General features: G+C 62.6%; 15 protein-coding genes. 13 read left to right on the forward strand and 2 right to left on the reverse strand.

Annotated elements, in window-relative coordinates; all coding sequences use genetic code 11:
- Positions 1-619: 619 nt before the first annotated feature.
- The 4 genes from pgaA to pgaD all read left to right on the forward strand — a co-directional run bounded on the left by pgaA (position 620) and on the right by pgaD (position 7,023).
- Positions 620-2,584 (forward strand): poly-beta-1,6 N-acetyl-D-glucosamine export porin PgaA, encoded by a 1,965-nt coding sequence (pgaA, locus tag ACSAMQ_RS12680; RefSeq protein WP_435395989.1) that lies wholly within the window; start codon positions 620-622, stop codon positions 2,582-2,584.
- A 2-nt stretch (positions 2,585-2,586) separates the two neighbouring features.
- The gene (gene pgaB / locus ACSAMQ_RS12685) at positions 2,587-4,497 is read left to right on the forward strand and encodes a poly-beta-1,6-N-acetyl-D-glucosamine N-deacetylase PgaB (RefSeq protein ID WP_435395990.1); all 1,911 of its coding nucleotides are present in this window, start codon (positions 2,587-2,589) and stop codon (positions 4,495-4,497) included.
- A 67-nt stretch (positions 4,498-4,564) separates the two neighbouring features.
- The gene (pgaC, locus tag ACSAMQ_RS12690) at positions 4,565-5,824 is read left to right on the forward strand and encodes a poly-beta-1,6-N-acetyl-D-glucosamine synthase (RefSeq protein ID WP_435395991.1); all 1,260 of its coding nucleotides are present in this window, start codon (positions 4,565-4,567) and stop codon (positions 5,822-5,824) included.
- On the forward strand, positions 5,821-7,023 hold the full coding sequence (gene pgaD / locus ACSAMQ_RS12695) for a poly-beta-1,6-N-acetyl-D-glucosamine biosynthesis protein PgaD (RefSeq protein WP_435395992.1): 1,203 nt from the start codon (positions 5,821-5,823) through the stop codon (positions 7,021-7,023). Before pgaC ends, pgaD begins: the two co-directional genes overlap by 4 nt.
- A gap of 141 nt (positions 7,024-7,164) precedes the next feature.
- On the opposite strand, the gene ACSAMQ_RS12700 is transcribed toward pgaD, so the two are convergent.
- On the reverse strand, positions 7,165-7,449 hold the full coding sequence (locus tag ACSAMQ_RS12700; RefSeq protein WP_435395993.1) for a hypothetical protein: 285 nt from the start codon (positions 7,447-7,449) through the stop codon (positions 7,165-7,167).
- Positions 7,450-7,901: 452 nt separating this feature from the next.
- Between ACSAMQ_RS12700 and ACSAMQ_RS12705 the strand changes: the two genes are divergently transcribed.
- From ACSAMQ_RS12705 to ACSAMQ_RS12715, 3 genes are all read left to right on the forward strand, one after another.
- Positions 7,902-9,176, forward strand: coding sequence for a hypothetical protein (locus ACSAMQ_RS12705; RefSeq protein WP_435395994.1), 1,275 nt, complete (start codon positions 7,902-7,904; stop codon positions 9,174-9,176).
- 3 nt (positions 9,177-9,179) lie between these two features.
- Positions 9,180-10,262 carry a hypothetical protein gene (locus tag ACSAMQ_RS12710; RefSeq protein ID WP_435395995.1) on the forward strand — a complete coding sequence of 361 codons (1,083 nt, stop codon included), beginning with the start codon at positions 9,180-9,182 and terminating at the stop codon, positions 10,260-10,262.
- Positions 10,263-10,769: 507 nt separating this feature from the next.
- Entirely contained in the window at positions 10,770-13,208 is a 2,439-nt protein-coding gene (locus tag ACSAMQ_RS12715) for a hypothetical protein (RefSeq protein ID WP_435395996.1), read from the forward strand.
- Between the two features lie 230 nt (positions 13,209-13,438).
- Here the strand turns inward: ACSAMQ_RS12715 and ACSAMQ_RS12720 are convergent, their stop codons facing one another.
- Positions 13,439-13,693, reverse strand: coding sequence for a hypothetical protein (locus ACSAMQ_RS12720; RefSeq protein ID WP_435395997.1), 255 nt, complete (start codon positions 13,691-13,693; stop codon positions 13,439-13,441).
- A 197-nt stretch (positions 13,694-13,890) separates the two neighbouring features.
- Here ACSAMQ_RS12720 and ACSAMQ_RS12725 point away from each other — a divergent pair, with 197 nt between their 5' ends.
- From ACSAMQ_RS12725 to ACSAMQ_RS12750, 6 genes are all read left to right on the forward strand, one after another.
- Entirely contained in the window at positions 13,891-14,406 is a 516-nt protein-coding gene (locus ACSAMQ_RS12725) for a hypothetical protein (RefSeq protein WP_435395998.1), read from the forward strand.
- A 141-nt stretch (positions 14,407-14,547) separates the two neighbouring features.
- Positions 14,548-15,183, forward strand: coding sequence for a hypothetical protein (locus ACSAMQ_RS12730; protein WP_435395999.1), 636 nt, complete (start codon positions 14,548-14,550; stop codon positions 15,181-15,183).
- 6 nt (positions 15,184-15,189) lie between these two features.
- A complete protein-coding gene (locus tag ACSAMQ_RS12735; protein ID WP_435396000.1) occupies positions 15,190-16,563 on the forward strand; it encodes an XVIPCD domain-containing protein in 1,374 nt (457 codons plus the stop codon).
- 466 nt (positions 16,564-17,029) lie between these two features.
- Positions 17,030-17,326, forward strand: a complete 297-nt coding sequence (locus ACSAMQ_RS12740; protein WP_435396001.1) for an acyl carrier protein — start codon at positions 17,030-17,032, stop codon at positions 17,324-17,326.
- A 73-nt stretch (positions 17,327-17,399) separates the two neighbouring features.
- Positions 17,400-19,088 carry a fatty acyl-AMP ligase gene (locus ACSAMQ_RS12745; protein ID WP_435396002.1) on the forward strand — a complete coding sequence of 563 codons (1,689 nt, stop codon included), beginning with the start codon at positions 17,400-17,402 and terminating at the stop codon, positions 19,086-19,088.
- Positions 19,088-20,323 carry an acyl-CoA dehydrogenase family protein gene (locus ACSAMQ_RS12750; RefSeq protein ID WP_435396003.1) on the forward strand — a complete coding sequence of 412 codons (1,236 nt, stop codon included), beginning with the start codon at positions 19,088-19,090 and terminating at the stop codon, positions 20,321-20,323. The genes ACSAMQ_RS12745 and ACSAMQ_RS12750 overlap by 1 nt, the downstream gene beginning before the upstream one ends.
- Positions 20,324-20,346: the final 23 nt, after the last annotated feature.

Below are 20,346 nucleotides of genomic sequence, written 5' to 3' on the forward strand. Positions count from 1 at the left end.
CAGGCGCGGCGCCGGGCTCGCGGTCGGGCTCGCGGTCGCGGTCTCGGCGATCGCCGGTTCACCGGCCTCGAACGAGGTCCAGAAGCTGCGCGCCGGCCCGGCCATCGCGGCCGGCGCCAAGGCCCCGGCCAGGACCAGGGCCATGGCCTGTTTCGCTCTCGCCCCTGCGCCCTCTCGGCGCATTGCGTACTTTGCCGACATTCCCGCTCCCGTTGCACCGGACGGCGATCGCCTCCGATTCGCGTTGCGCCGACCGGCGAACGCCCCTGCTTTGGCGATTTGAATCGATCTAAATCGACCTTGTCAAACCGCGCCGCAGCATCGGCCGCCGCCGCGCATCGGCAAAAAATCCAATCTGAACAATCACTTCCACCGCGGGCCCCGGCCCGGGTGGCGCGCCTTTGGCACACCTCTTGCGTCACCCCTCCTGGAATGTGATTTGCATCACATTTTTGCATTGGTCTAGATCAGCACTTGCAGCCCTTCGCAACACGGAAGTCCGTCCCCCATGCCCACCCCGCATCGACTTGCCCTCTCCCTTGCTTTCGCCACCGCGAGCGCAATCTGCCCCTCAACGTCAGTTTTTGCTGCAGAGCGTCAAACCGTCACGGCGAACCCGATGCCCGACATCGAGCGCCTGCGCGCCGAGCGGCAGTGGCTCGCCGCGCTGGCGCGCATCGAAAGCGCGCAGACGTCCGCCCCCGGCGACGACCGTCTCTACCGGTTGCAGGTGCTGACCCTGGCCGACCTCGGCAGCGCGCATCGCGCCTGGACCCTGTATCGCGCTCGTCCCGAGCTGTTCGATGCCGCCGAACGCCAGCGCCTGGAGGCCGGCCGCCTCGCCCGCCTCACGCTCTGGGGCAGCCTGTTCCCCGAGGACGAGGCCACCCGCCTCGACGAAATGCGCGACGCGCGCGAGGCCTTCGACCAGTACCGCGCCACCCAGACGCCCGAGCAACGCCAGGCCGACCTGCGCACCCGGTTCGACGAACTGCTGCTGCTCAATCATCTCGAACGCCATGCCGAGGTGATCGAACGCTATCGCGCCCTGCAGGCCGAGGGCGTCGAGGTGCCGATGTATGCGCTGGCCAAGGTGGGCGCCTCGCTGCTCGCCGACAAGCGTCCCGAGCAAGCCGCGAGCGTGCTCGAACGGGTCGTGCGCGAGTGGCCCGAGGATCACGACTCGCAGTTGCAACTGGCCTACGCCTATTCGGAAAGCGAGCGCTTCGACGCCGCCCTGGCCCAGTTGGACAAGATCAAGGCGGCCGAGCCGGCCTGGGTGCGCGTCGACGGCGCCAAGCAGAGCTTCGAGAACTGGCGTCACTACGACGCCGACAGCACCCACACCATGATCCGCCTGTACGGCGAGGACACCGTCGGCGCGCAGCGGCGGCTGGAGGCGATGGCGGCGATCGGCCCGGACAACCCGAGCCTGCAGACCAACCTCGGCGTCGCCTATCAAAAACGCGGCTGGACCGACCGCGCGCTGCAACGCTTCCAGATGGCGAGCACGCTCGAACCGACCAACGTCGGCGCGCGCATCGGCCAGATCGGCGCCTACCTCGAACACGCCCGCGTCGACCTGGCGCGGCCGATCCACGACGAACTGATCGCCCACCGCCCGCGCGACGTGCAGGTCAAGCAGATGAGCGAGTCCTGGGACCGGCGCCTGGGCTGGCAGTGGACGCTCAGCACCGCCGGCGGGCGCAGCGACGCGCGCGGCGGCGGCGCGGCCGCATCGCCGTTCGGCAGCCGCGACGCGGTGCACCGTTTCGAGATCCGCAGTCCCTTGATCGACGACCGCTGGCGCCTGACCGCGCACGCCCAGGACGCCTGGGCCGATTACCCCGGCGCCCGCGTCCACGACCGCCGCAGCGGCGTCGGCGCGCTGTATGCCTACGACCGCCTCAGCCTGGGCTTCGGCGTCGATCGCGCCGACGACCGCTGGCTCGCCGGCGGCGACCGCACCGGCTACTACCTCGACGCCGATTGGCGCCTCGACGATGCCTGGCACGCCAATGCTTCGTGGTATCGGCAATCCCCGGACGCGTCGTTGCAGGCGCGCCGCGCCGGCATCGACGCCGATGCCCTGAGCCTGGGCCTGCGCTGGACGCCGAGCGAACGCACCACGCTCGGCGCGACCGCGCAGCAACTGCGCTACAGCGACGACAACCGCCGCAGCGCGCTCGCGCTGAGCCTGGACCAGCGCCTGTACACGCGACCGCACCTGCAGATCGCCGGCCTGGCCGACCTGTCGACCAGCCGCGCCAGCCGCCGCGATGCCGAGGTGCCGTATTTCAACCCCAGCCGCGACGCTTCGCTGAACCTCGGTGTGCGCCTGGATCACGTCGCCTGGCGCCGCTACACCCGCCACTTCGTGCAACGCCTTAGCGCCAGCGCCGGCCCGTACTGGCAACAGGGCTACGGCAGCGCCTGGGTGCCGCAGCTGCGCTACGAATACGAATGGCGTTTCGGCAGCGGCCGCACGCTCAACTACGGCCTCAACTGGTCGCGTCCGGTCTACGACGGCGTGCGCGAGGACCGCGTCGCCTTCGATCTGAGCTTCCGTTGGGGTGAGGAATGAACATGTCGTCTTTCGCTGTCTCGCGCGCCGCCGTCTCCACCCGTCTGCGCCGCAGCTTCCATCGTCTGCTCGCTGGCGCGGCGCTGGCCTTGGCCGCACTGGCGCCGCTCGCGGCGAGCGCCGACGAACTGTTGGTGCTGAGCTATCACGACGTGCGCGACGAAGTGGCGCGCAAGGGCGACCCCGATGCCTACGCGGTCAGCACCCAGAACTTCGCCGCGCACCTGGACTGGCTGCACGGCCACGGCTATCAGCCGGTCGCGCTGAGCCAGGTCATCGCCGCCTCGCGCGGCGGCAAACCCTTGCCGCCCAAGGCTGTGCTGCTGACCTTCGACGACGGCCTGCGCAGCATCTACACCCATGTCTTCCCGTTGCTGCGCGCCTACCGCTACCCGGCGCTGATGGCGGTGGTGACCTCCTGGGTCGACCTGCCGCGCGACCAGAAAGTCGATTACGGCCCGCGCATGTTCACCCACGACGACTTCGTCACCTGGGAGCAACTGCGCGAGATGCAGGCCTCGGGCCTGGTCGAAGTCGCCTCGCACAGCCATGCCCTGCACCGCGGCGTGACCTCCAACCCGCAGGGCAACACCATGCCCGCCGCGATCACCCGCGCCTGGAACGAAAAGACCCGGCGCTACGAGACCGAAGCCGAATACCTGGCGCGCATCCGCCAGGACCTCGCCGACAGCGCCGCCGAGATCGAGCGCGAACTCGGCGTGCGCCCGAAGTCGGTGATCTGGCCGTACGCGGCCTACAACAGCCAGACCAATGCGATCGCCGACGAACTCGGCATGGCGGTGACCTTCGACCTGGAAGGCCGCCACCAGAAGATCGGCGCCGACCTGCACGGCCTGGCGCGCCTGCTGGTGTTCGACAACCCCACCGTCAACGACCTGGCCTACGAGCTGCGCCACGACGAGGAACTCGACGGCCTGCGCGCCTTGCAGGTCGACCTGGATTACGTCTACGACGCCGACCCGGCGCAGCAGGCGCGCAACCTCGACAAGCTGATCGAACGGGTCAAGCAGGTCGGCCCCAGCCACGTGTTCCTGCAGGCCTTCGCCGACCCCGACGGCAACGGCTCGGCCGATGCGCTGTATTTCCCGAACCGGCACCTGCCGATGCGCGCCGACCTGTACAACCGCGTCGCCTGGCAGCTCAAGACCCGCGCCAACGTCAAGGTGTTCGCGTGGTTGCCGGTACTCGGCCTCGAACTGCCGGATGCGGCCTTGAACCAGCGCCTGAAGATCCAGGCCAGCAACCCGGACGAGACCTTCCGCCTGAATCCCTTCGAGCCGCAGACCCGGCGCATCGTCGCCGAGGTCTACGAGGACCTCGCGGTCAGCGGCTACACTGAAGGCCTGCTGTTCCACGACGATGCGCTGCTGCGCGAAGACGAGTTGCGCGGCCAGGCGCCGGCCGACCCGGCCAAGCGCACCCAGGCATTGATCGAGTTCACCCGCGAGCTGGCCCGCGCCGCCGGCAAATGGCGGCCCAAGCTGATCACCGTGCGCAACCTGTTCGCCGCACCGGTGCTGGAGCCGCGCAGCGAGGCCTGGTTCGCGCAGGAGCTCGCCGCCTTCAACCAGGCCTACGACTACACCGCGGTGATGGCGATGCCGTGGATGGAAAAGAGCCGCGATCCGCAGGCCTGGATGGACCGGCTGCTGGCCGAGGTGAAGAAGTCGCCGCGCGGCCTGTCGCGCACCATCTTCGAACTGCAGACCGTCGACTGGCGCAACCGGCAGCCGATCCCGGCCGCGCAGTTGAAGGCGATGGCCCATCGCCTGCAGGCCGGCGGCGCGCGCCACCTGGCCTGGTACCCCGACGACTTCATCGACGACCGGCCCTCGACCCGGGACGCGCGCGAAATCATGTCCGTGCGCGGCTTCCCCTACCTCGAACGTTGAGCTCCGCCCACTCCATTCGTCGCCGAGCCCACCCGGCCGGCCCGTCCGCGCTGCCATCGAGTCCACCATGAGCCCGCTCGCCAGTCCATTGCTCGCCGCGCTGTTCCAGTTCGCCTTCTTCTATCCGATCGTGATGTCGTTCTTCTGGATCTCCGGCGGGCTGTACTACTACTTCCGCCGCGAGCGGAAGGCGCGGGTGCGCACCGATCCGCCGCCGCTGGCGGACGCGCCGTTCGCCTCGATCCTGATCCCCTGCCACAACGAAGGCGACCACGTCCACGAAACCATCGCCGCGGCGCTGGCCCAGCGCTATCCGCAGTTCGAAGTGATTGCGATCAACGACGGCAGCCGCGACGACACCGGCGAAAAGCTCAACCGCCTGGCCGCGCTGCATCCGCAATTGCGGGTGGTGCACCTGGACCGCAACCTCGGCAAGGCCAATGCGATGCGCATGGGCGCGCTGGCGGCGCGTTCGGACTACCTGGTCTGCATCGACGGCGACGCCCTGCTCGACGAATACGCGATGCACTGGATGATCTGGCACCTGTGCTCGGGCGCGCGGGTCGGCGCGGTCACCGGCAACCCGCGCATCCGCAATCGCTCGACCCTGCTCGGCCGCCTGCAGGTCGGCGAGTTCTCCTCGATCATCGGCATGATCAAGCGCGCCCAGCGCGTGTACGGCCGCATCTTCACCGTGTCGGGCGTGATCTGCGCGTTCCGCCGCAGCGCGCTGCACCGGATCGGTTACTGGTCCGACAGCATGGTCACCGAAGACATCGACATCAGCTGGCGCCTGCAGATGGACCACTGGGACATCCGCTACGAACCCAATGCGATGTGCTTCATCCTGATGCCGGAAACCCTCGGCGGCCTGTGGAAACAGCGCCTGCGCTGGGCCCAGGGCGGCGTGGAAGTGCTGATGCGGCATACCCGCGACCTGTTTTCCTGGCGCAAGCGGCGCATGTGGGCGGTGCTGGCCGAATACGTGCTGAGCCTGATCTGGGCCTACGTCATGGCCTTGATCATCGGCCTGTGGGCGCTCGGCCTGGTCGTCGACCTGCCCGAGCAACTGCGCGTGACCACCTTGCTGCCGTCGTGGCACGGCGTGATTCTGGCGCTGATCTGCCTGCTGCAGTTCGCCGCCAGCATCGTCATCGACCGCCAGTACGAGACCGGGGTCGGGCGCAATTACTACTGGATGATCTGGTACCCGATGGCGTACTGGCTGCTGAGCTTCGCCACCACCGTCGCGGCGGTGCCCAAGGCGCTGGCGAAACGTCGCGGCACCCGCGCAACCTGGGTCAGCCCGGACCGGGGGATCCGATGAAGCCGACCGCTACCCCGGCCAAGCCCACGCCTGCCGAGCACAAGCCGGGCGGACACAAACACGGCCCGCGCCGGCGCACCGCGCACAAGCACGACTCGCGCCTGATCCAGAAACCCGGCGCCCAGGACGCCTGGCCGCGCACCCTGTGGGGCGTGGTCACCGGCGCGTTCTGGCTGGCCTATCTGTATTTGTGGATGCCGGTGGCGACCCTGGCGATGTGGCTGCTCGGCGTCCGCCGCACCGCCTCCGAGCTGTATCTGCGCGAACACAGCGTCGACCCTTTCCTGATGCTGGTACTGCCGGCGACCGCGACGGTCGTGGTCGCGCTGCTGCTGATCTGGGCCGAGTACAACCGCTGGCGCTTCGCCTCGGCCGAGAGCGAGCGCCGCGGCGTGCAGGCCGAGGTGCTCCTGGACGAAGTCGCCGACCGGCTAGGCGCCAGCACCGAACTGGCGCAAGCGCTCAACCAGGGCCGCATCAGCGTCCTGCACATGGACCCGAACCACGCCGTGCCGTTGTCGCTGACCGCGCTGGCCCCGCCCACGACCAGCCAACCCTTCCCGCCGGCATCGCCGATACCCCGCTTCGCCCGCGAAACGGCGCCGCAGGGCTCGTGGATCCTGATGATCGCGCTGGCGATCTCGATCGCCATCGTGGTCGGCGTATTGGCGGTGGTCTCGTTCGGCTATCGGCAGATCCACAGCGTGGCGCCGAAGCGCACCATCGAAGGCACGCCGGGCCTGGACCGCCCGGCCTACCTGCCCGAGAACGCCGAGGCCGCACTGGACCCGGCCGCGATCGGCCAACGCACCGCGACCGGCATCGAATCCGCGCTGCGCGACGCGCAGGTGCTACGCATCGCCGACACTCAACGCCGCGACGACACACGCCCACGCCGCACCACCGGCGTGCTGGCGCCCAACGCCAAGCCGCGCCCGCTGCCCGGGCACAGCCCGAAACCGCCTTATCCCATCGACGCACTGCGCCGCGGCGAAGGCGGCCTGGTGACTTTGCGCGTGCAGGTCTCCGCCGAAGGGCGCCCGACCAACGTCGAAATCGCCAAGCGCAGCAGCCACCGCGAACTCGACCGCGCCGCCGTCCGCACCGTACGCACCTGGCGCTTCGCCCCCGCAGTGCGCAAAGGCAAAGCGGTGGCCGCGGTGGTGATCGTGCCGGTGGAGTTCAAGCCGGATCGCTGAGTGGCCGCCGTCGCTTCGCCTTCTCCCGCTAGCGGGAGCCTCGCCCTTCCCCTTGCCCTTCCCCCCTTTGAAAAAGGGGGGCTGGGGGGATTTGCCTTTAGCTTTAGCCCTTGCCTGAGCCGTAGCCCAGGCAAACCTACATCAGTGCAGGCTTCCCGACGACACCGCCCCGACGCCCCCCTCCCCCGCGGCCGCCGAAACACAAGCCGCCATCACCGGGTCCAGCCGCCGCGCCAACGCCTGAAACACCTCCCGCAACAACCGGTGATTCTGCCCGGCGGGATAACCGATCTCGACCAACACCTCAGGCTGCAGAGTCCGCACGATCCCGTGCAACTCCTGCTGAAAAGCGGAAAGCGCTTCGAACGCATCAACGGGCATGACCACCCCTTCCTGCGGGGGCGTGAGCTCAGGCTTGCGGCGCATACGCGATACTCCTGTCCTTAGGCAAGGAACCCGCACGGCGCGACATGCAACCGGCGGGATGTCGGGAGGTTCGAAACCGCACACAGACGGCGGGCGTATTCCCCTTGCGGGTGTTGTATTAGCCGCCCTCCCGACGCAGGCAACGCGTCGGCATGCCCAAACGTCAGGCATGAAAAACCCACCATTAACGAAGGCGGGCACCGCTGTGTGTTTGGGAGTTTCGACGCTCCTTGACCTCGACTTTGCAGCGTCCACCAATGGCTGTCAATCAGACATGTCCGAGTTCATCGCCAAAACACGTATCTGATAAGGGATATTCTCGCTGGGAGATCGGTGGTCCCGGCCTCCGTCTCTGCCCTAACGTGACCTTGGCTTAGGTTTGCCTTCACGTAATCTTTGCGGCTAAATGGCGCTCTTGCGTAGCGACAGGGATGTAGTCTAGAGAGGGGAGTATGGACAAAAAGGAACTGGCAATCAGATGCCACGAAATTCAAACGGGACTCGCAACCAAGGTTGTTGACGACTTCGAGCAGCTCACACTTGTTGGTAGCGCGGTGCGCTTGGCCCTTCACATCCAGGGACTACCGACTATTGAGTATGAAAAGCTAAAACTCGTTGCAAGCCACTTCCTAGACATTAGTCCTCTCGCGCTGAAGCCGGTTCTAGAGTTACTTGCTGAGGTCGAGTTCGTTCGGCTTGCCACGTCTGGCAAGACTATCGACAAGGTCGTCCCTGATGTTCCGTACTACGAAAGCCTCTACGACACAATTGGCGAATATGCCCAGGGCGCCGGCCTGAACGAAACCGAGCAGCTATCGGTAGAACTTCTACGCCGTCTAGCAAAATCACCAGAAAAACTCGACGCCCTTCGGAATTCTGTAGGGGCTGATGCCAGACGCTTTGACCGTGCCGTAGCCCTCGGCCTTGACGGCGGTTACTTGAAGCAGAGTCGACACCGGGGAAAAGAGCTTCTGCTTAGTCCCGCCTACTTCTCTGAGAATGCGGATATATTTGCAGATACAGTGGCGAAGTCTGGCGCGAAATCGGTTCAAAAGGTTCTAGCGGAAGTTCGTAAGAACCAAGGGCTTCCATTATCGGTGCTGCAGACGGCGGTCGCGAAGGGGGAGTCGAACCTTACTCCTGAAGATTTCAACCTCCTCCAAAGGCTTGCTTACGACGGAGTCGTGCGTCCACCAACTATCACCACCCCGCACTCTGGGGAAAACCACTTTATCTTCACCCCGACACCGGGCAATGGTGCACTAGCAGGATCGAAGAGGGAAATCTATGAGCGAGCAATGGCCATCGTTGCCGCGGTTCGACAAGGGCAGTATTTGCCACGTGCGCATGCGGTCCGAAATCCCGCAGCAATTATCGGTCAGCTTATGCATCACAAGAAACTCAACCGTGCCACAACCGAAGCACGTGATCAGTACAGAAACTTGCAACACTTGCGCATTGCCAAGCTAGTTCCTTCTGGGGCGGGGTATGCTGAGCTTCATATCATCGAATCGCGCGAGAACGATGAGGCGCTGGATATTGCTTACCAGTTAGTTACGGGTGGTGAAGTTTCTGGCATCGAGGTGGACGAGGAAGCACGACGAGCACTTCAGCAAGACCAGCAGTATGTTGAGTCGCTTATAGCAAGCGCAAAGCTAAAAGAAAGATCAAAGGCGCCGCTTTCAGAAGAGCATGCGCATCAACTTGAAATCATCTTTAACAAGTGAAACATGATCAAAGATCGTGCCATTAAGGAGCAAGCCCTTCGTTATGCGGTCACCAGAAGATGGTATCCGCATATGGAAGTTGAGGTGGCGCCGCCCGCGCGTATGGGGCGACGCGTCTCACTCGTGACTGATATCGACGTCCTTGCAATCGCACCGGATCCAGTAATGGGCAGCGATACAGTCTTATTTGACTGCAAGACCAAGGCTGGAGAATCTGGCGCTAATCGCTCGTTATGGCTGAAAGGCCTAATGGGGTACTTCGAAGCGAAGCAGGCATTCTGTGTTTTAAAGAAGGCAAATATCGAATCGGACCACCGACAACTTGCACAAGAACTAGGTGTGCTCCTCATCCCCGAGGACGAGTTCGAATTATTCGGAAGAGTAAGCGCAGGACGTGACCTGGTAACTGACGCTGCCGTCGCATCGGTAGATGCATGGGATAAGATTGCAGAACTTCGCCGCAGATTTCCCGCAATATCGCCCCTTCTTCAGTATAGGCAGAGTGAGTTCTGGCGCAACCGCGCCAGTCACGCTGGCTGTCGAAAAATAGTCGCACACGTCTTGGAGTACAGGTCCGAATTTGACCCCGCGCACATAGAGTACGAGGCATTGTTTGGCGATTTCACATCCCTATTTGGCCTTGAAATGGCATCTCTAGTTAATTCAGTATTTCGATTAATGCTTCTACCGTCCTCGGCAATTGACTTTGAAGATGCCGTCCGCATGAAACTGTACGGAGGGCGAGACGAGTACGAACAGCAAAACAAGCTATTTAAGCTTCTAAAGCAAGCGCGACACGGTTCAGATGCAGATGAGGATCTTGCGCCTCCTGAGTGGCCTCGGCTAATAAAACTGCTCCGTCAGTTGCTTGACGACCCCAACGCCTGCTTCAGGTCAGCCTTAATTCTCAAAGAGTGCGCATTCTCGTCATTGACACATTCAGACGTGTTTCTAAGAAGCCTTTCCAAAGACGACGCACAAGCTGTGAGGTTTGCAATCCTGATTGTAAGTTACTTCGCAAGAGCAACCAGAGTGCCGCCAGAATTTGGCGATCGGCTAGAGACAAAACTTCTAAAATTTGCGTGATGCTCGATCTCATATAGGGAAACTTCTTGGAAGTCCAGCAATCGTTGCGATTTTGACAGTGATCGATCCTTCCGCAAAACAGCATCAGCACTCAGCATTGGGATGTCGTTCCCTTCGAGTTTGGAGCGATGCCACCTGGAAGCAAGCGCTCACTTTCTCGCAGGATTCCCGATCGCCTCGTGATAATTAAACTCAGTGCGGTCACTATTCGCTTCTGGCAGAAAGCTGACGCTCATTGCAGCTGACCAAGGCGGATGGAACGTGCCCACGCCCTGGCAATGCGCTATTTCTTGCAATAGGAATCCTCGCGCATGAGCGAATTGACGCCCCCAAGGTTGCAGCGCCGCGACCGACAGAAGCCCGGGCGGCTAGGTCAAAGCCAACGCCTCACGACGCGGGTTACGCCCTCGACTTGCCTTCAAGGGTAGATCGCCGCTCTTCCAGTCGAGTCCACCTTGAGCTCAAAACCCGTTACCCTTGGATCCTCTTTTTAGGGGGCGGATCAGGATGCCGCGGTCGAAAGAAATCAAACTGGATCGATTGCTCGATACGGTCTTCTCAGCCGTCGAAGAGCCCTCCACTGACCTTCATCCCGGTGACAAGGCGTTCCTGCGGCAGGAGTACCGCAACGCGGAGGCGGCATACGCGATAATCAAACGACAGACAAACAATACGCGCGCGAAGCGCGGCTTCTGTCTTGCCCTGTCGGGACGCGATTCTGAAGCGGAAGCACTTCTCACACCGGACAATGTTGGAAGGCACCCCGTTGCGCGCGCCGTTCTCGCACGGGTACTCGCCGGTCGCCACGGATCACGTCTGATAAGCGGATTTGGCTCAAAAGAGGATCAAGAGAAACGACAATGGCGCGAAAGACAGGTAATGCATCTGCTCGGCTCTGCACTTGAAGAAATTGCACCGCCACGCGTTGCCTTCGCCGCGGCTTTCGAAATCGGCTATAGAGCGGAATTCGACACGTTATCGTTGGCAGAGAGGGCGTGTGAGCTTTACCCAGATTGGGATACTCCACACGGCATCCGCGCCCAGAAGCGGCGATTAGCTGGGAGAGCCGACCATACCGAACTCGAATCCTTGCTGCGCTTTGTTCCGCGCTCCAATTGCGAAAAGATCTTCAACGAGGCTTACGTTCTCGCGATGTCACTCGCGCGGTTTGACGACGCAGATTCCGTAGTCGACCGGGTCGAAACAATCGTCATAGCAGACGAGCAAAAGGGTGACGGCAATCGCGCTGGGATTGACGAGATGCGGGCGATGGTTGATCTGCATCGTGCTCGCGAAGGGGAACCTAGTTGCTACAGAAGAGTCAAAAACCGCATTGCCCCTTGGGCAGCCGACAAGTCACCGCGACAGGCCGATGGGCGTGAGCCCGCAGCCGCGCCAGCATTCCTTCTGCAAGTTGCGCTTGAAACCAACGACATCGACTCAGTTGTCGCCAATGCCGAGCAAATTATTGACCAACTTTGGCCAACCGGATTTTCCGGCCCGCAAGGCATAGACGGATGGGGACCACTTATTTCATCTTCAAGCCTGTTCGGTGTACTGCAAATCGACCAAATCGGCTTTAATTTCTCGTCGCGATGGCGCGAAATTTTGACTCACCTTTCGGCAGCTACCGCCGGAAAGTGGCGCCTCCTCCTCTCTGCCAATGCGATAGCAAATGGCGAGCCGGACAATGAGCAACTGCAGATCATGCGTTCTGCAGGGCACGAGAACTCACCTTGGTGGATCGCCCTCTTGGCGTACTCCGCATTCACCGAATTCGAACCTTATGACTTCAAGGAAGCAGGAGCATTACTCGCTCTCCTGGCTCACCGTATCTCCTCGCTGCCAGATGAGGAAGCTGCATACTGCCAAGCTGACATTGAGATGTTGCCTGTGGACGATCAGAGTTCTGAAGACGTCGTTCTGATGTTCGAGGGCGCACTCACGTGGCTAGGCAATCATCCAGAATCCTCAGCACAAGAGTTGCTCAATGCATGGGGGCAGATCATTGGCGACAACGGTGGGCACGACGTGCTTGCACGGATCTCGACGCTGTCACTCAAGCGTTCGAATTCAGCCCTTGCAAGGGAATACCTTGAACTGGCAAATGAGCTCGCAGATGATAGTCCTGCCGCCGCCGTTCGTCGAATACTCTCAAACCTCCCAGACCCGAAGTTAACGCGGACCAAGCCAGAAGAGCTAAGCCTTCTAGAAGCTGCGGCCCTCGTCGCGCTTATGCGCGCAGCACAAATCGATCATATTGAATGGACACTGACGCCGATCGCAGCATCCGGACGATCATTTGAACCAACAAATAAATTCCGCAAGGTTCTATGGCAGTTGATGCATAAGGGTGTCATCACCCCCGACATTTCAACTCCTGCTCATTATATCGAGGCCAAGGATGGCCAGTTATGGGCAACACTAAACCAAGTCGTATGGCGCATCTCCACTCATACGCTCGAACTGCACCGCACTATTCGCGAGCTGCCCCACTCGATGTGGCCGCAAGAATGGAAAAATCACGCGCCAATTCTATCTAGAGATTTGGGTGTCGAGGAGATGATCGTATACATCACCTACCAACTTGAAAGTCGCGACATTCCAGTTCCTGAACAAGATGAATTGCGAGCTGTTTTCAGCAACCAACTCGAAAAACTTGCCATTTCGCAATGTTACTACCTAGCCTATAAAACAGCTCTTTCGGCCTTGGACTACAAGACGAAATATCGAAATTCTGGTATCCAACAGATTAAGACCCGCATTTTAAACCTGCTCCGCGAGAATGGTGAGCGAGCAGTCGAAAAGGGCTGGGACACCCGTTACCGACGCATCAAAGAAGTGCCCATGTCGCTTCTGTTCGAGGCAGTACATGACGTGCTCACTGGCTGGGGCGAGCGCGCTTTCGACGAGCCAGTCATGACCTTGTCGCTAGATGAGTCGTGATCCATCGACACGGCACCATCGAAATTTTGATGCCGCCCTAGCCGACAGCTGACACTAAGGGACAGCTCAATAGCGATCTCTAAGAGGGAATGGCGCTCCATATTGCACGCTTTCGACAAGCCACGCAGTTGCCTGCAGCTCACCTCACGGACATATCTGGCGCGCGATTTGTAGAACGAGCGCTGGAAATGGCGCTCTTTGGGTAGCTGCTCACACAGCGAGATGTTGAACTAAAAGTTGCGCTTTTTTGTTTCGACTTCCAACCAGCTGGAGAACAGGCCGCTGAATTCCTCAGCCTCATTGAGGGTTGCGCTGACGAAAATCAGGCTTTCGGCGGTGTCGAGTTCGCGGTCGACGATGCCGCTGCTGAGCACGATGCGATACCCGTAGTTGCGGCCGTGCAGTTTGAGGGCCCGTTCAGCGCAGGCGCGCCTGAGATACGGGTCATATCTCGACATCTTCGGCGCCGCATCTGCTTGACCCATGACGAACGCTCTTCCAGGATTAGCCGCTAGTGCGTCGATAGTTCGGACGCTGACCCGTGGCATACATGGACACGTATATGCCAAAGCTCGACTCTCACCTCTTAGCGACGAAACTAGCGCGGCTGGTCTGCGTGCTTGCTATCTGTGCGTGCGCCACCACGACCGCGGGCCCTACTTCGGTTCAAGGGAAAGCAGCCATGACGGATTCGGCTCCGCCTGTTATTAACGACTCGCTTAGCGCGCAACAACTCAACGACAAAGTCCTGGGCTGGATTCTGAGTGTGAACGATACCCGCGATCTGTCCGGGCCGAACATAGAAAAGCGCACAGGCCTTGACCTGGGGACCAAACCGGAGACCCCCAATATTTTTCGCGGCGTCGGGGCACTACCTGATGGTTGGCGCTACTCACTGTCTTCGGTCAACAACACCCCTGGGCAGAGACTCCGCGCCGTCTTGTTCAAGATTGGGCGTGCCGGCGACGACTACGTCGATATGACGCCTGTGTGCGTTGGCCTGGAGCACTATCGATCCGCCCTCATCTCTGCCGGATTCAAAGCGTCTGATATTCCTCGACGGGCGGGCACGGAATACCGGATCTTCAGAAACGGAATGGTCTATGTGCGCGTTGAGCTTCACGGAAAGACAACACCCATCGACGAGCAGCTTTGTGTTTACAGGGTGTTCGTCACGGCTGCGGCGCCTCAAGCATGATCGGGCATCGTAGTACCTCAGGACGAATTAGAAGCAAGGCAGGAGCTCGACGCCTTGACCCCTGATAAACCCTCTTCCAGGATAAGCCCGCGAGTGCGCTGGCGGTTCGGACACGGAACAGCGGCACATATGGAGACGTAAATGCTCAAGCTCGACTCTCACCTCCTGGCAACGAGACTGGCCCCACTGGTCTGCATGCTCGCTGCCTGTGCGTGCGCCAGCACGACCGCAGGCCCCACTTCGGTTCAGGAGAAGCCCGCCGTGACGGACTCGGCATCGCCCGCTATCAACGACTCGCTTAGCGCGCAACAACTCAACGACAGGATCCTGGCCTGGATTCTGAGCGTGAACGATGCTCGTGATCTGTCCGGACCGAACATCGAGAAGCGCACTGGCCTTGACCTCGGGCTTGACCCGGAGACCCCCAATAGCTTCCTCGGCGTCGGGGCGCTGCCTGAAGGGTGGCGCTATTCGTTGTCTTCAGTAAAAACCGTTCCGGGCCCGAGTCCTCACGCTGTCCTGTTCCACATGGGGCGAATCAGCGACAGCTACGCCGACATGACGCCTGTGTGTGTCAGCTTGGAGCACTACCGATCCCCTCTCATTGCCGCAGGATTCAAACCGTCGGAACGCGCACCTCGGCTGGGCACGGAGTACAGGTTCTTTCGTACTGAAAAAGTCTCCGTACGCGTCGAACTTCACGGGAAGACAAAGCGCTACGACGATCAATTGTGTGTTTCAAGAGTATTTGTCACGGCTGCTGCTCCCCAAGGATGACCAAGTATGGCAACACTTCAGGAAGAACTGAAGGCACGGCAAAAGCTCGACGCGATGTTGGCTGAGTTCGAGCAACAAGCTCGAACCGATGACACGAACCCAGGTAGGATTTTTCGCGACGCCCTCGACAGCACGCCGGGGCTCCGGACGCAATTCGAGCTCGCCGTTGAGAAAGGACATCTGGTCGTGATAGAAGCCGAAACCGACCCAAGATTCAACGGTAGTTACGACAGCTCTACCCGCACCATGCGCCTTTCGGTCGAGCTGATAAATGACGCCGACCCGATTACCAATCCGGAAGATGCCAAGGAAGCCGTCAACTTCATTCGTTACACCGCCGGCCACGAGATAGACCACGCACTGGGCCGCAACGAAGGTTTGCAAACGGAACAACGCTTCCGCGAACAGGTCGCAGCAATCGCAAACGGCCCGTCGCCGCACGACTTTACCGGACCGGTCAAGGAGTACAACGAAGGTGCGCGCGCGAGGGAAGCGCGGGCAGAAATTGCAGGTTTCAACACGGTTGCAGCACAAGTGAAGCACGAGAACCCGCGGGCGACGTTAGCGGACTTGTATCAAGCCGACGGCGGCGCGTCCAACTACATCGACTACGACGATAAAAAGCCACCGACTTACACCATGGATCGAGGCTTGCACATCAAGCCCGATTTGCGGCTAGACGCCGACAAAAGCATGGACGCGATGGCTAAATCCTTCTACGACAGTGTCGGCGGCTACCCAGCCAGAAACATCGACTGGGCTTTCGGCGAAATCTACCGCCAGGAAGCCATCGCACAGGCCGCGCATCCGGGGCGTGACTTTCCTGAGATCAGGATCAATGTCCAGGCGCTTGGCGCGGAGGTGACCTTGCCGCCGGACTTCATCGACACCAGTCGCGCACCAGACAAGCCGGCGCCGCCTGCGGAGCGCCCTGCTCGTCCTGGCGCCAACGACCCCAGCCACCCGGATCACCCGCTGCTGGAAAAGATCAGGGGCAGCGTGCGCGACCTGGAGCAAAGCATCGGCAAACCCTGGGACGAGCAAAGCGAACGTATAAGCGCCAGCGCACTTTCACTAGCGGTCGCGAACAAGTTCGCCCCGGGCGACGATGTCAGAGTCGCGCTTAACCGCCCTACCGCGCAGAACGCGGCGGGCGAAGTGCTGTTCGTGTATCGGGACGGCCGCGGCGCCTCTCCGGACCCGGCGGCCAACTATGCGCACATGCCGGTGGCCCAGGCTCTGTCGCTGCCCGCGCCCGAGCGATACGAGCAAGCGCAGGTCATGCGCCAGACTCAGGCCGCCGAACAGCGGTTGACCCAAGAGGCCTCGCAGCAGACACAGGGGATGGGCGGACAGTCTCAAGGTGGGCCGCGGATGTAGCTTTGATCGGCTTACTGTCGGACGCGGCAGTTCGTACAACCCTGCCCTCCACCGCAATGTCTGAAGCGCAGTGCAGGTTCGATACCGCCGCAGCTTGCGGCAGGTTCGGGAGCGATGAGTCCGCTGTGGATCGCTAAGCATCGGGTTGCAGGCATGCGGCGCGAACTGGAGTGCCACGGTCGCGGCTTGCGCCCCTCCTACCCAAGACCGCCGCGGCCGCAACCGCACTGGCGCCATACGACGGCATAAAGAACCTGTCGCCCGCGAAAACCGGCACTGCGGCGTAGTTTGGATTCCCACTTCGCGAATCTGGTCACAGATAACAATCAACGCACGTCAATCGTACATGTCCGAACTCATCACCAAACCACGTATTCCTGCATTAAGTCGCTCGAAATGCTCCGGCGGGGCTATCAGAAGGCGATGACCGTTGTGCTAGGCTCGTTCGGAATCAAAGGAGTGATTCATGCCAGAAAACGCAAACTCTTATGAGACGCTCGTTGCAGTTTTCCGGGACGAGCTTGCGATCGATCCAGCTCGCGTTCACACGAATTCGCTGCTGATCGGCGAATTGGGCTTCGACTCCATCGCCTTCGCGATCGGCCTGGTGGCGATCGAGGAAAGGCTCGGGGTGACGCTCCAGCAGGAAGAGCTGATCCTCTGCAAGACCGTCGCAGACGTCGTCCGACTCATCGATCTGACGCGCGATCGCGCCATCGGGTCCGGCGCCGGAATTTCCTTCGAATCCGCAATTCCCGCCTAAAGCTCCGGTTGCCGCGAGAGGTAATCCCCGTGGCCGGCCGCGCGTTATCGGAAGATCAAGGAGCGATCGGATCGTGAGCAGGTTTACCCAGCAGGTATTCGTCTGTGCGCCCAACTCCGGCAAAGGCCTGGTGACGGGCGAACCGCAACAGCCGATCCGGCGCACCTGGAAAGAGATTCATGAGATCGCACGCCGCATGGCGGGCTCGCTCGCGTCGGCCGGGGTGAATCCCGGCGACACGGTCGGCGTGCTGGTCGGCGAGCCGGTGAGCATTGCGCCGGTGATTCAGGCCGTATGGATGCGCGGGGCATCGGTGACGATGCTGCATCAGCCCTCTCCGCGATCGGACCTCGACGCCTGGGCGGAAGACACCTTCGCGGTGCTCGACATGATCGGCGCGAAGGTCGTGGTCGTCGGCGACGTCTTCGCCCGCACGACGCCGTTGTTCGAGGCGCAAGGCACCACAATCGTGTCCGCGGAGACGCTGGCCGAAGGCGCGGCGCTCGAACCGGTCGATTGCGGCGAAGACGATATCGCCTTCCTGCAGCTCACCTCGGGCTCGACCGGGCTGCCGAAGGCGGTGGCGATCTCGCATCGGAACCTGCACGAGAACGCCGCGGCGATGGTGAGCGCGTCGCGGCTCGACCCGCAGGCCGACGTGCTGGTGAGCTGGCTGCCGCTGTATCACGACATGGGCATGATCGGCTTCATGGTGCTGCCCATGCAGGTCGGCGCGGAGGCCGTTTGCGCAGCGCCCGGGGAGTTCCTGCGCTCGCCGCGGCTGTGGCCGACATTGATCTCCAAATACCGCGGCACGATGACCGCGGGGCCGAACTTCGCCTATGCCCTGCTCGCCCGCTACCTGCGGGCGGCGCCCGACGGCGCGTTCGATCTATCGTCGCTGCGGTTCGTGCTCAGCGGAGCCGAACCCATCGACCATGCCACCGTGTCCGCCGTGATCGAATCCGGCGCTCGCTTCGGGCTGGACGCCAAGGCCTTCGTCGCCGCGTACGGGATGGCGGAAGCCACGCTCGCCATTTCTTTCTCCGAGACCGGCGCAGGCATGCAGTTCGATACGGTCGACCAGGCGGCGATCGAACTGAAGTCGCATGCAGCGCCGCGCACCGACGCTGCCGCGCGCCACCTGGCCAGGCTGGGCAAGCCCCTGCCCGGCATCGAGATCCGGGTCGGCGACGGGCCGGGCGCCGGCACCCAGGCGCGGGCGGTCGGCGAGATCAAGATCCGCGGCGACGCCGTCTCGCGCTATTACCTCACGCCGGGCGGCAGGCAATCGCTGCTCGGCGACGGCGGCTGGTTCAGCACCGGCGACATCGGCTATGTCACCGAAACCGGCGAGGTCGTCGTCTGCGGCCGGTTGAAGGACATGATCATCGTCGCGGGACGCAACATCTTCCCCACCGATATCGAACGCGCGGCCTGCCGCGTCGGCGGCGTACGGCCGGGCAACGCCATCGCGGTCGCCCTGGCCGCGGCGGGCATCCGCGAAGAGTTCGCGGTGGTGGTCGAAGCCGTCGACAGCGCCGACCTCGAGTCCAGCGCGCGCATCAAGAACGAAGTATCGAACGCGGTTTACGCGGCCTTCGGCGTCAGCCCCCGGCTGGTCTCGGTGGTGCCGCCGCGCACGCTGCCGAAGACGCCGTCGGGCAAGCCGCGGCGCTCGGCGACCATCAGCATCGTCGAGGCCGAGATGGCGATGTTGCATGGCGCGAACCACCAACGAGCACAGGAACAGGTCGGCTGATGAGCCTGCAGAATGAAACCCCGATGTCCGCCACGGCGTCCTTCAAGGACCGCCTGGACCGGCTGCTGGCTTCCGAGCCGACGCGCCGGATGATCGACGAGGCGGAAATCGCCGGCCGGTTCCCTCGCGGCATCATCGAATTGCTGGGCCAGGAAGGCATCTTCGCCGCCAAGTGGCAGGACTGCCCGGTGCCGGCGCTGGAGCACACGCTGGCCTTGTCCGAGCGCTTCGGCCGGCTCGGCGCCGGCGGCATCGCCTCCGGCGTCACCCTGCACGACTCGGCGATCGGAATGCTGCGCCGGTTCGGCCGGTCCGACCGGCTGCGCGAGGTCGCCGACCGGGCGATCGCGGGCCAGGCCGTGTTGTGCATTTCCGCGACCGAGGCCGGCGCGGGCTCGGACATGCTCGGGCTCGCCTCGACCGCGGTCCGGGAAGACGGCGGCTTCCGCCTGCGCGGGCACAAGAAGATGGCCTCGCCTTCGCCGGTGGCCGATTACATCGTGCTGGCGCTGCGCGGGACCGACGAGAGTCACGCCGGCCGCGACGATCTGGCGCTGTTCCTGGTGCCCACCTCGCAGTTGCGTGTCGGCAAGCAGTTCGACACCGTCGGCGCCCGAAGCATCAGCACCGCCCCCGTGTTCTTCGACACCTGGGTGCCCGCCGAGATGATGATCGCCCGCCCGGGCACCGGTCTTGCCGTGCTCAGCATGGCCTTGGCCCAGGAACGTTTCGCCGTGGCGGCCCAGGTCGTCGGCGCCTGCCAACTGGCCCTGGGCGTGACCGTGGCCCGGATGAAGCGGCGCAAGTCCTTCGGGGCCACGCTGTTCGACCATCAGGCGCTGCGGCTGAGGGTCGCCGACCTGCAGGCGCGAGTCGACTTGATGCGCCTGGCCTTGAACGCTCTGATCGCGGACGGCGCCGGGTTCAACGTGCGCTCGGCCTCGGCCGCCAAGGTCAGCGTGGTTCGCCTCGGCTGCGAAGTGATGTCCGAGTGCATGCACATCTTCGGCAGCGCCGGCGTGCTGGAGTCGGAATCGCCGCTGGGCCGTTGGTGGCGCGACGTGAAGATGGCGCGCATCGGCGGCGGCACGGACGAAATGCTGTGGGAGATCGTGGCCGCGGGCCTGGAGCCGGATTACGCCAACTACGACCGACTGGTCGACGAGTGGCAGCCGGAGCCTGCGGTGCAACTGCAGGCTGTAGAACAGCAGGCTGCCGCTCCGCGGATCGGCTAGCCGCAGTTCGGCTGAGCCGCAGC

The sequence above is a fragment of the Lysobacter sp. 1R34A genome (assembly GCF_051217035.1).
Lineage (GTDB): Bacteria > Pseudomonadota > Gammaproteobacteria > Xanthomonadales > Xanthomonadaceae > Lysobacter.

What these genes read in the sequence shown, in the direction of transcription:
- pgaA (WP_435395989.1), top strand. Translation starts at nt 620, where the DNA reads ATGCCCGACATCGAGCGCCTGCGCGCCGAGCGGCAGTGGCTCGCCGCG.
- pgaB (WP_435395990.1), top strand. Translation starts at nt 2,587, where the DNA reads ATGTCGTCTTTCGCTGTCTCGCGCGCCGCCGTCTCCACCCGTCTGCGC.
- pgaC (WP_435395991.1), top strand. Translation starts at nt 4,565, where the DNA reads ATGAGCCCGCTCGCCAGTCCATTGCTCGCCGCGCTGTTCCAGTTCGCC.
- pgaD (WP_435395992.1), top strand. Translation starts at nt 5,821, where the DNA reads ATGAAGCCGACCGCTACCCCGGCCAAGCCCACGCCTGCCGAGCACAAG.
- ACSAMQ_RS12700 (WP_435395993.1), bottom strand. Translation starts at nt 7,449, where the DNA reads ATGCGCCGCAAGCCTGAGCTCACGCCCCCGCAGGAAGGGGTGGTCATG.
- ACSAMQ_RS12705 (WP_435395994.1), top strand. Translation starts at nt 7,902, where the DNA reads ATGGACAAAAAGGAACTGGCAATCAGATGCCACGAAATTCAAACGGGA.
- ACSAMQ_RS12710 (WP_435395995.1), top strand. Translation starts at nt 9,180, where the DNA reads ATGATCAAAGATCGTGCCATTAAGGAGCAAGCCCTTCGTTATGCGGTC.
- ACSAMQ_RS12715 (WP_435395996.1), top strand. Translation starts at nt 10,770, where the DNA reads ATGCCGCGGTCGAAAGAAATCAAACTGGATCGATTGCTCGATACGGTC.
- ACSAMQ_RS12720 (WP_435395997.1), bottom strand. Translation starts at nt 13,693, where the DNA reads ATGGGTCAAGCAGATGCGGCGCCGAAGATGTCGAGATATGACCCGTAT.
- ACSAMQ_RS12725 (WP_435395998.1), top strand. Translation starts at nt 13,891, where the DNA reads ATGACGGATTCGGCTCCGCCTGTTATTAACGACTCGCTTAGCGCGCAA.
- ACSAMQ_RS12730 (WP_435395999.1), top strand. Translation starts at nt 14,548, where the DNA reads ATGCTCAAGCTCGACTCTCACCTCCTGGCAACGAGACTGGCCCCACTG.
- ACSAMQ_RS12735 (WP_435396000.1), top strand. Translation starts at nt 15,190, where the DNA reads ATGGCAACACTTCAGGAAGAACTGAAGGCACGGCAAAAGCTCGACGCG.
- ACSAMQ_RS12740 (WP_435396001.1), top strand. Translation starts at nt 17,030, where the DNA reads ATGCCAGAAAACGCAAACTCTTATGAGACGCTCGTTGCAGTTTTCCGG.
- ACSAMQ_RS12750 (WP_435396003.1), top strand. Translation starts at nt 19,088, where the DNA reads ATGAGCCTGCAGAATGAAACCCCGATGTCCGCCACGGCGTCCTTCAAG.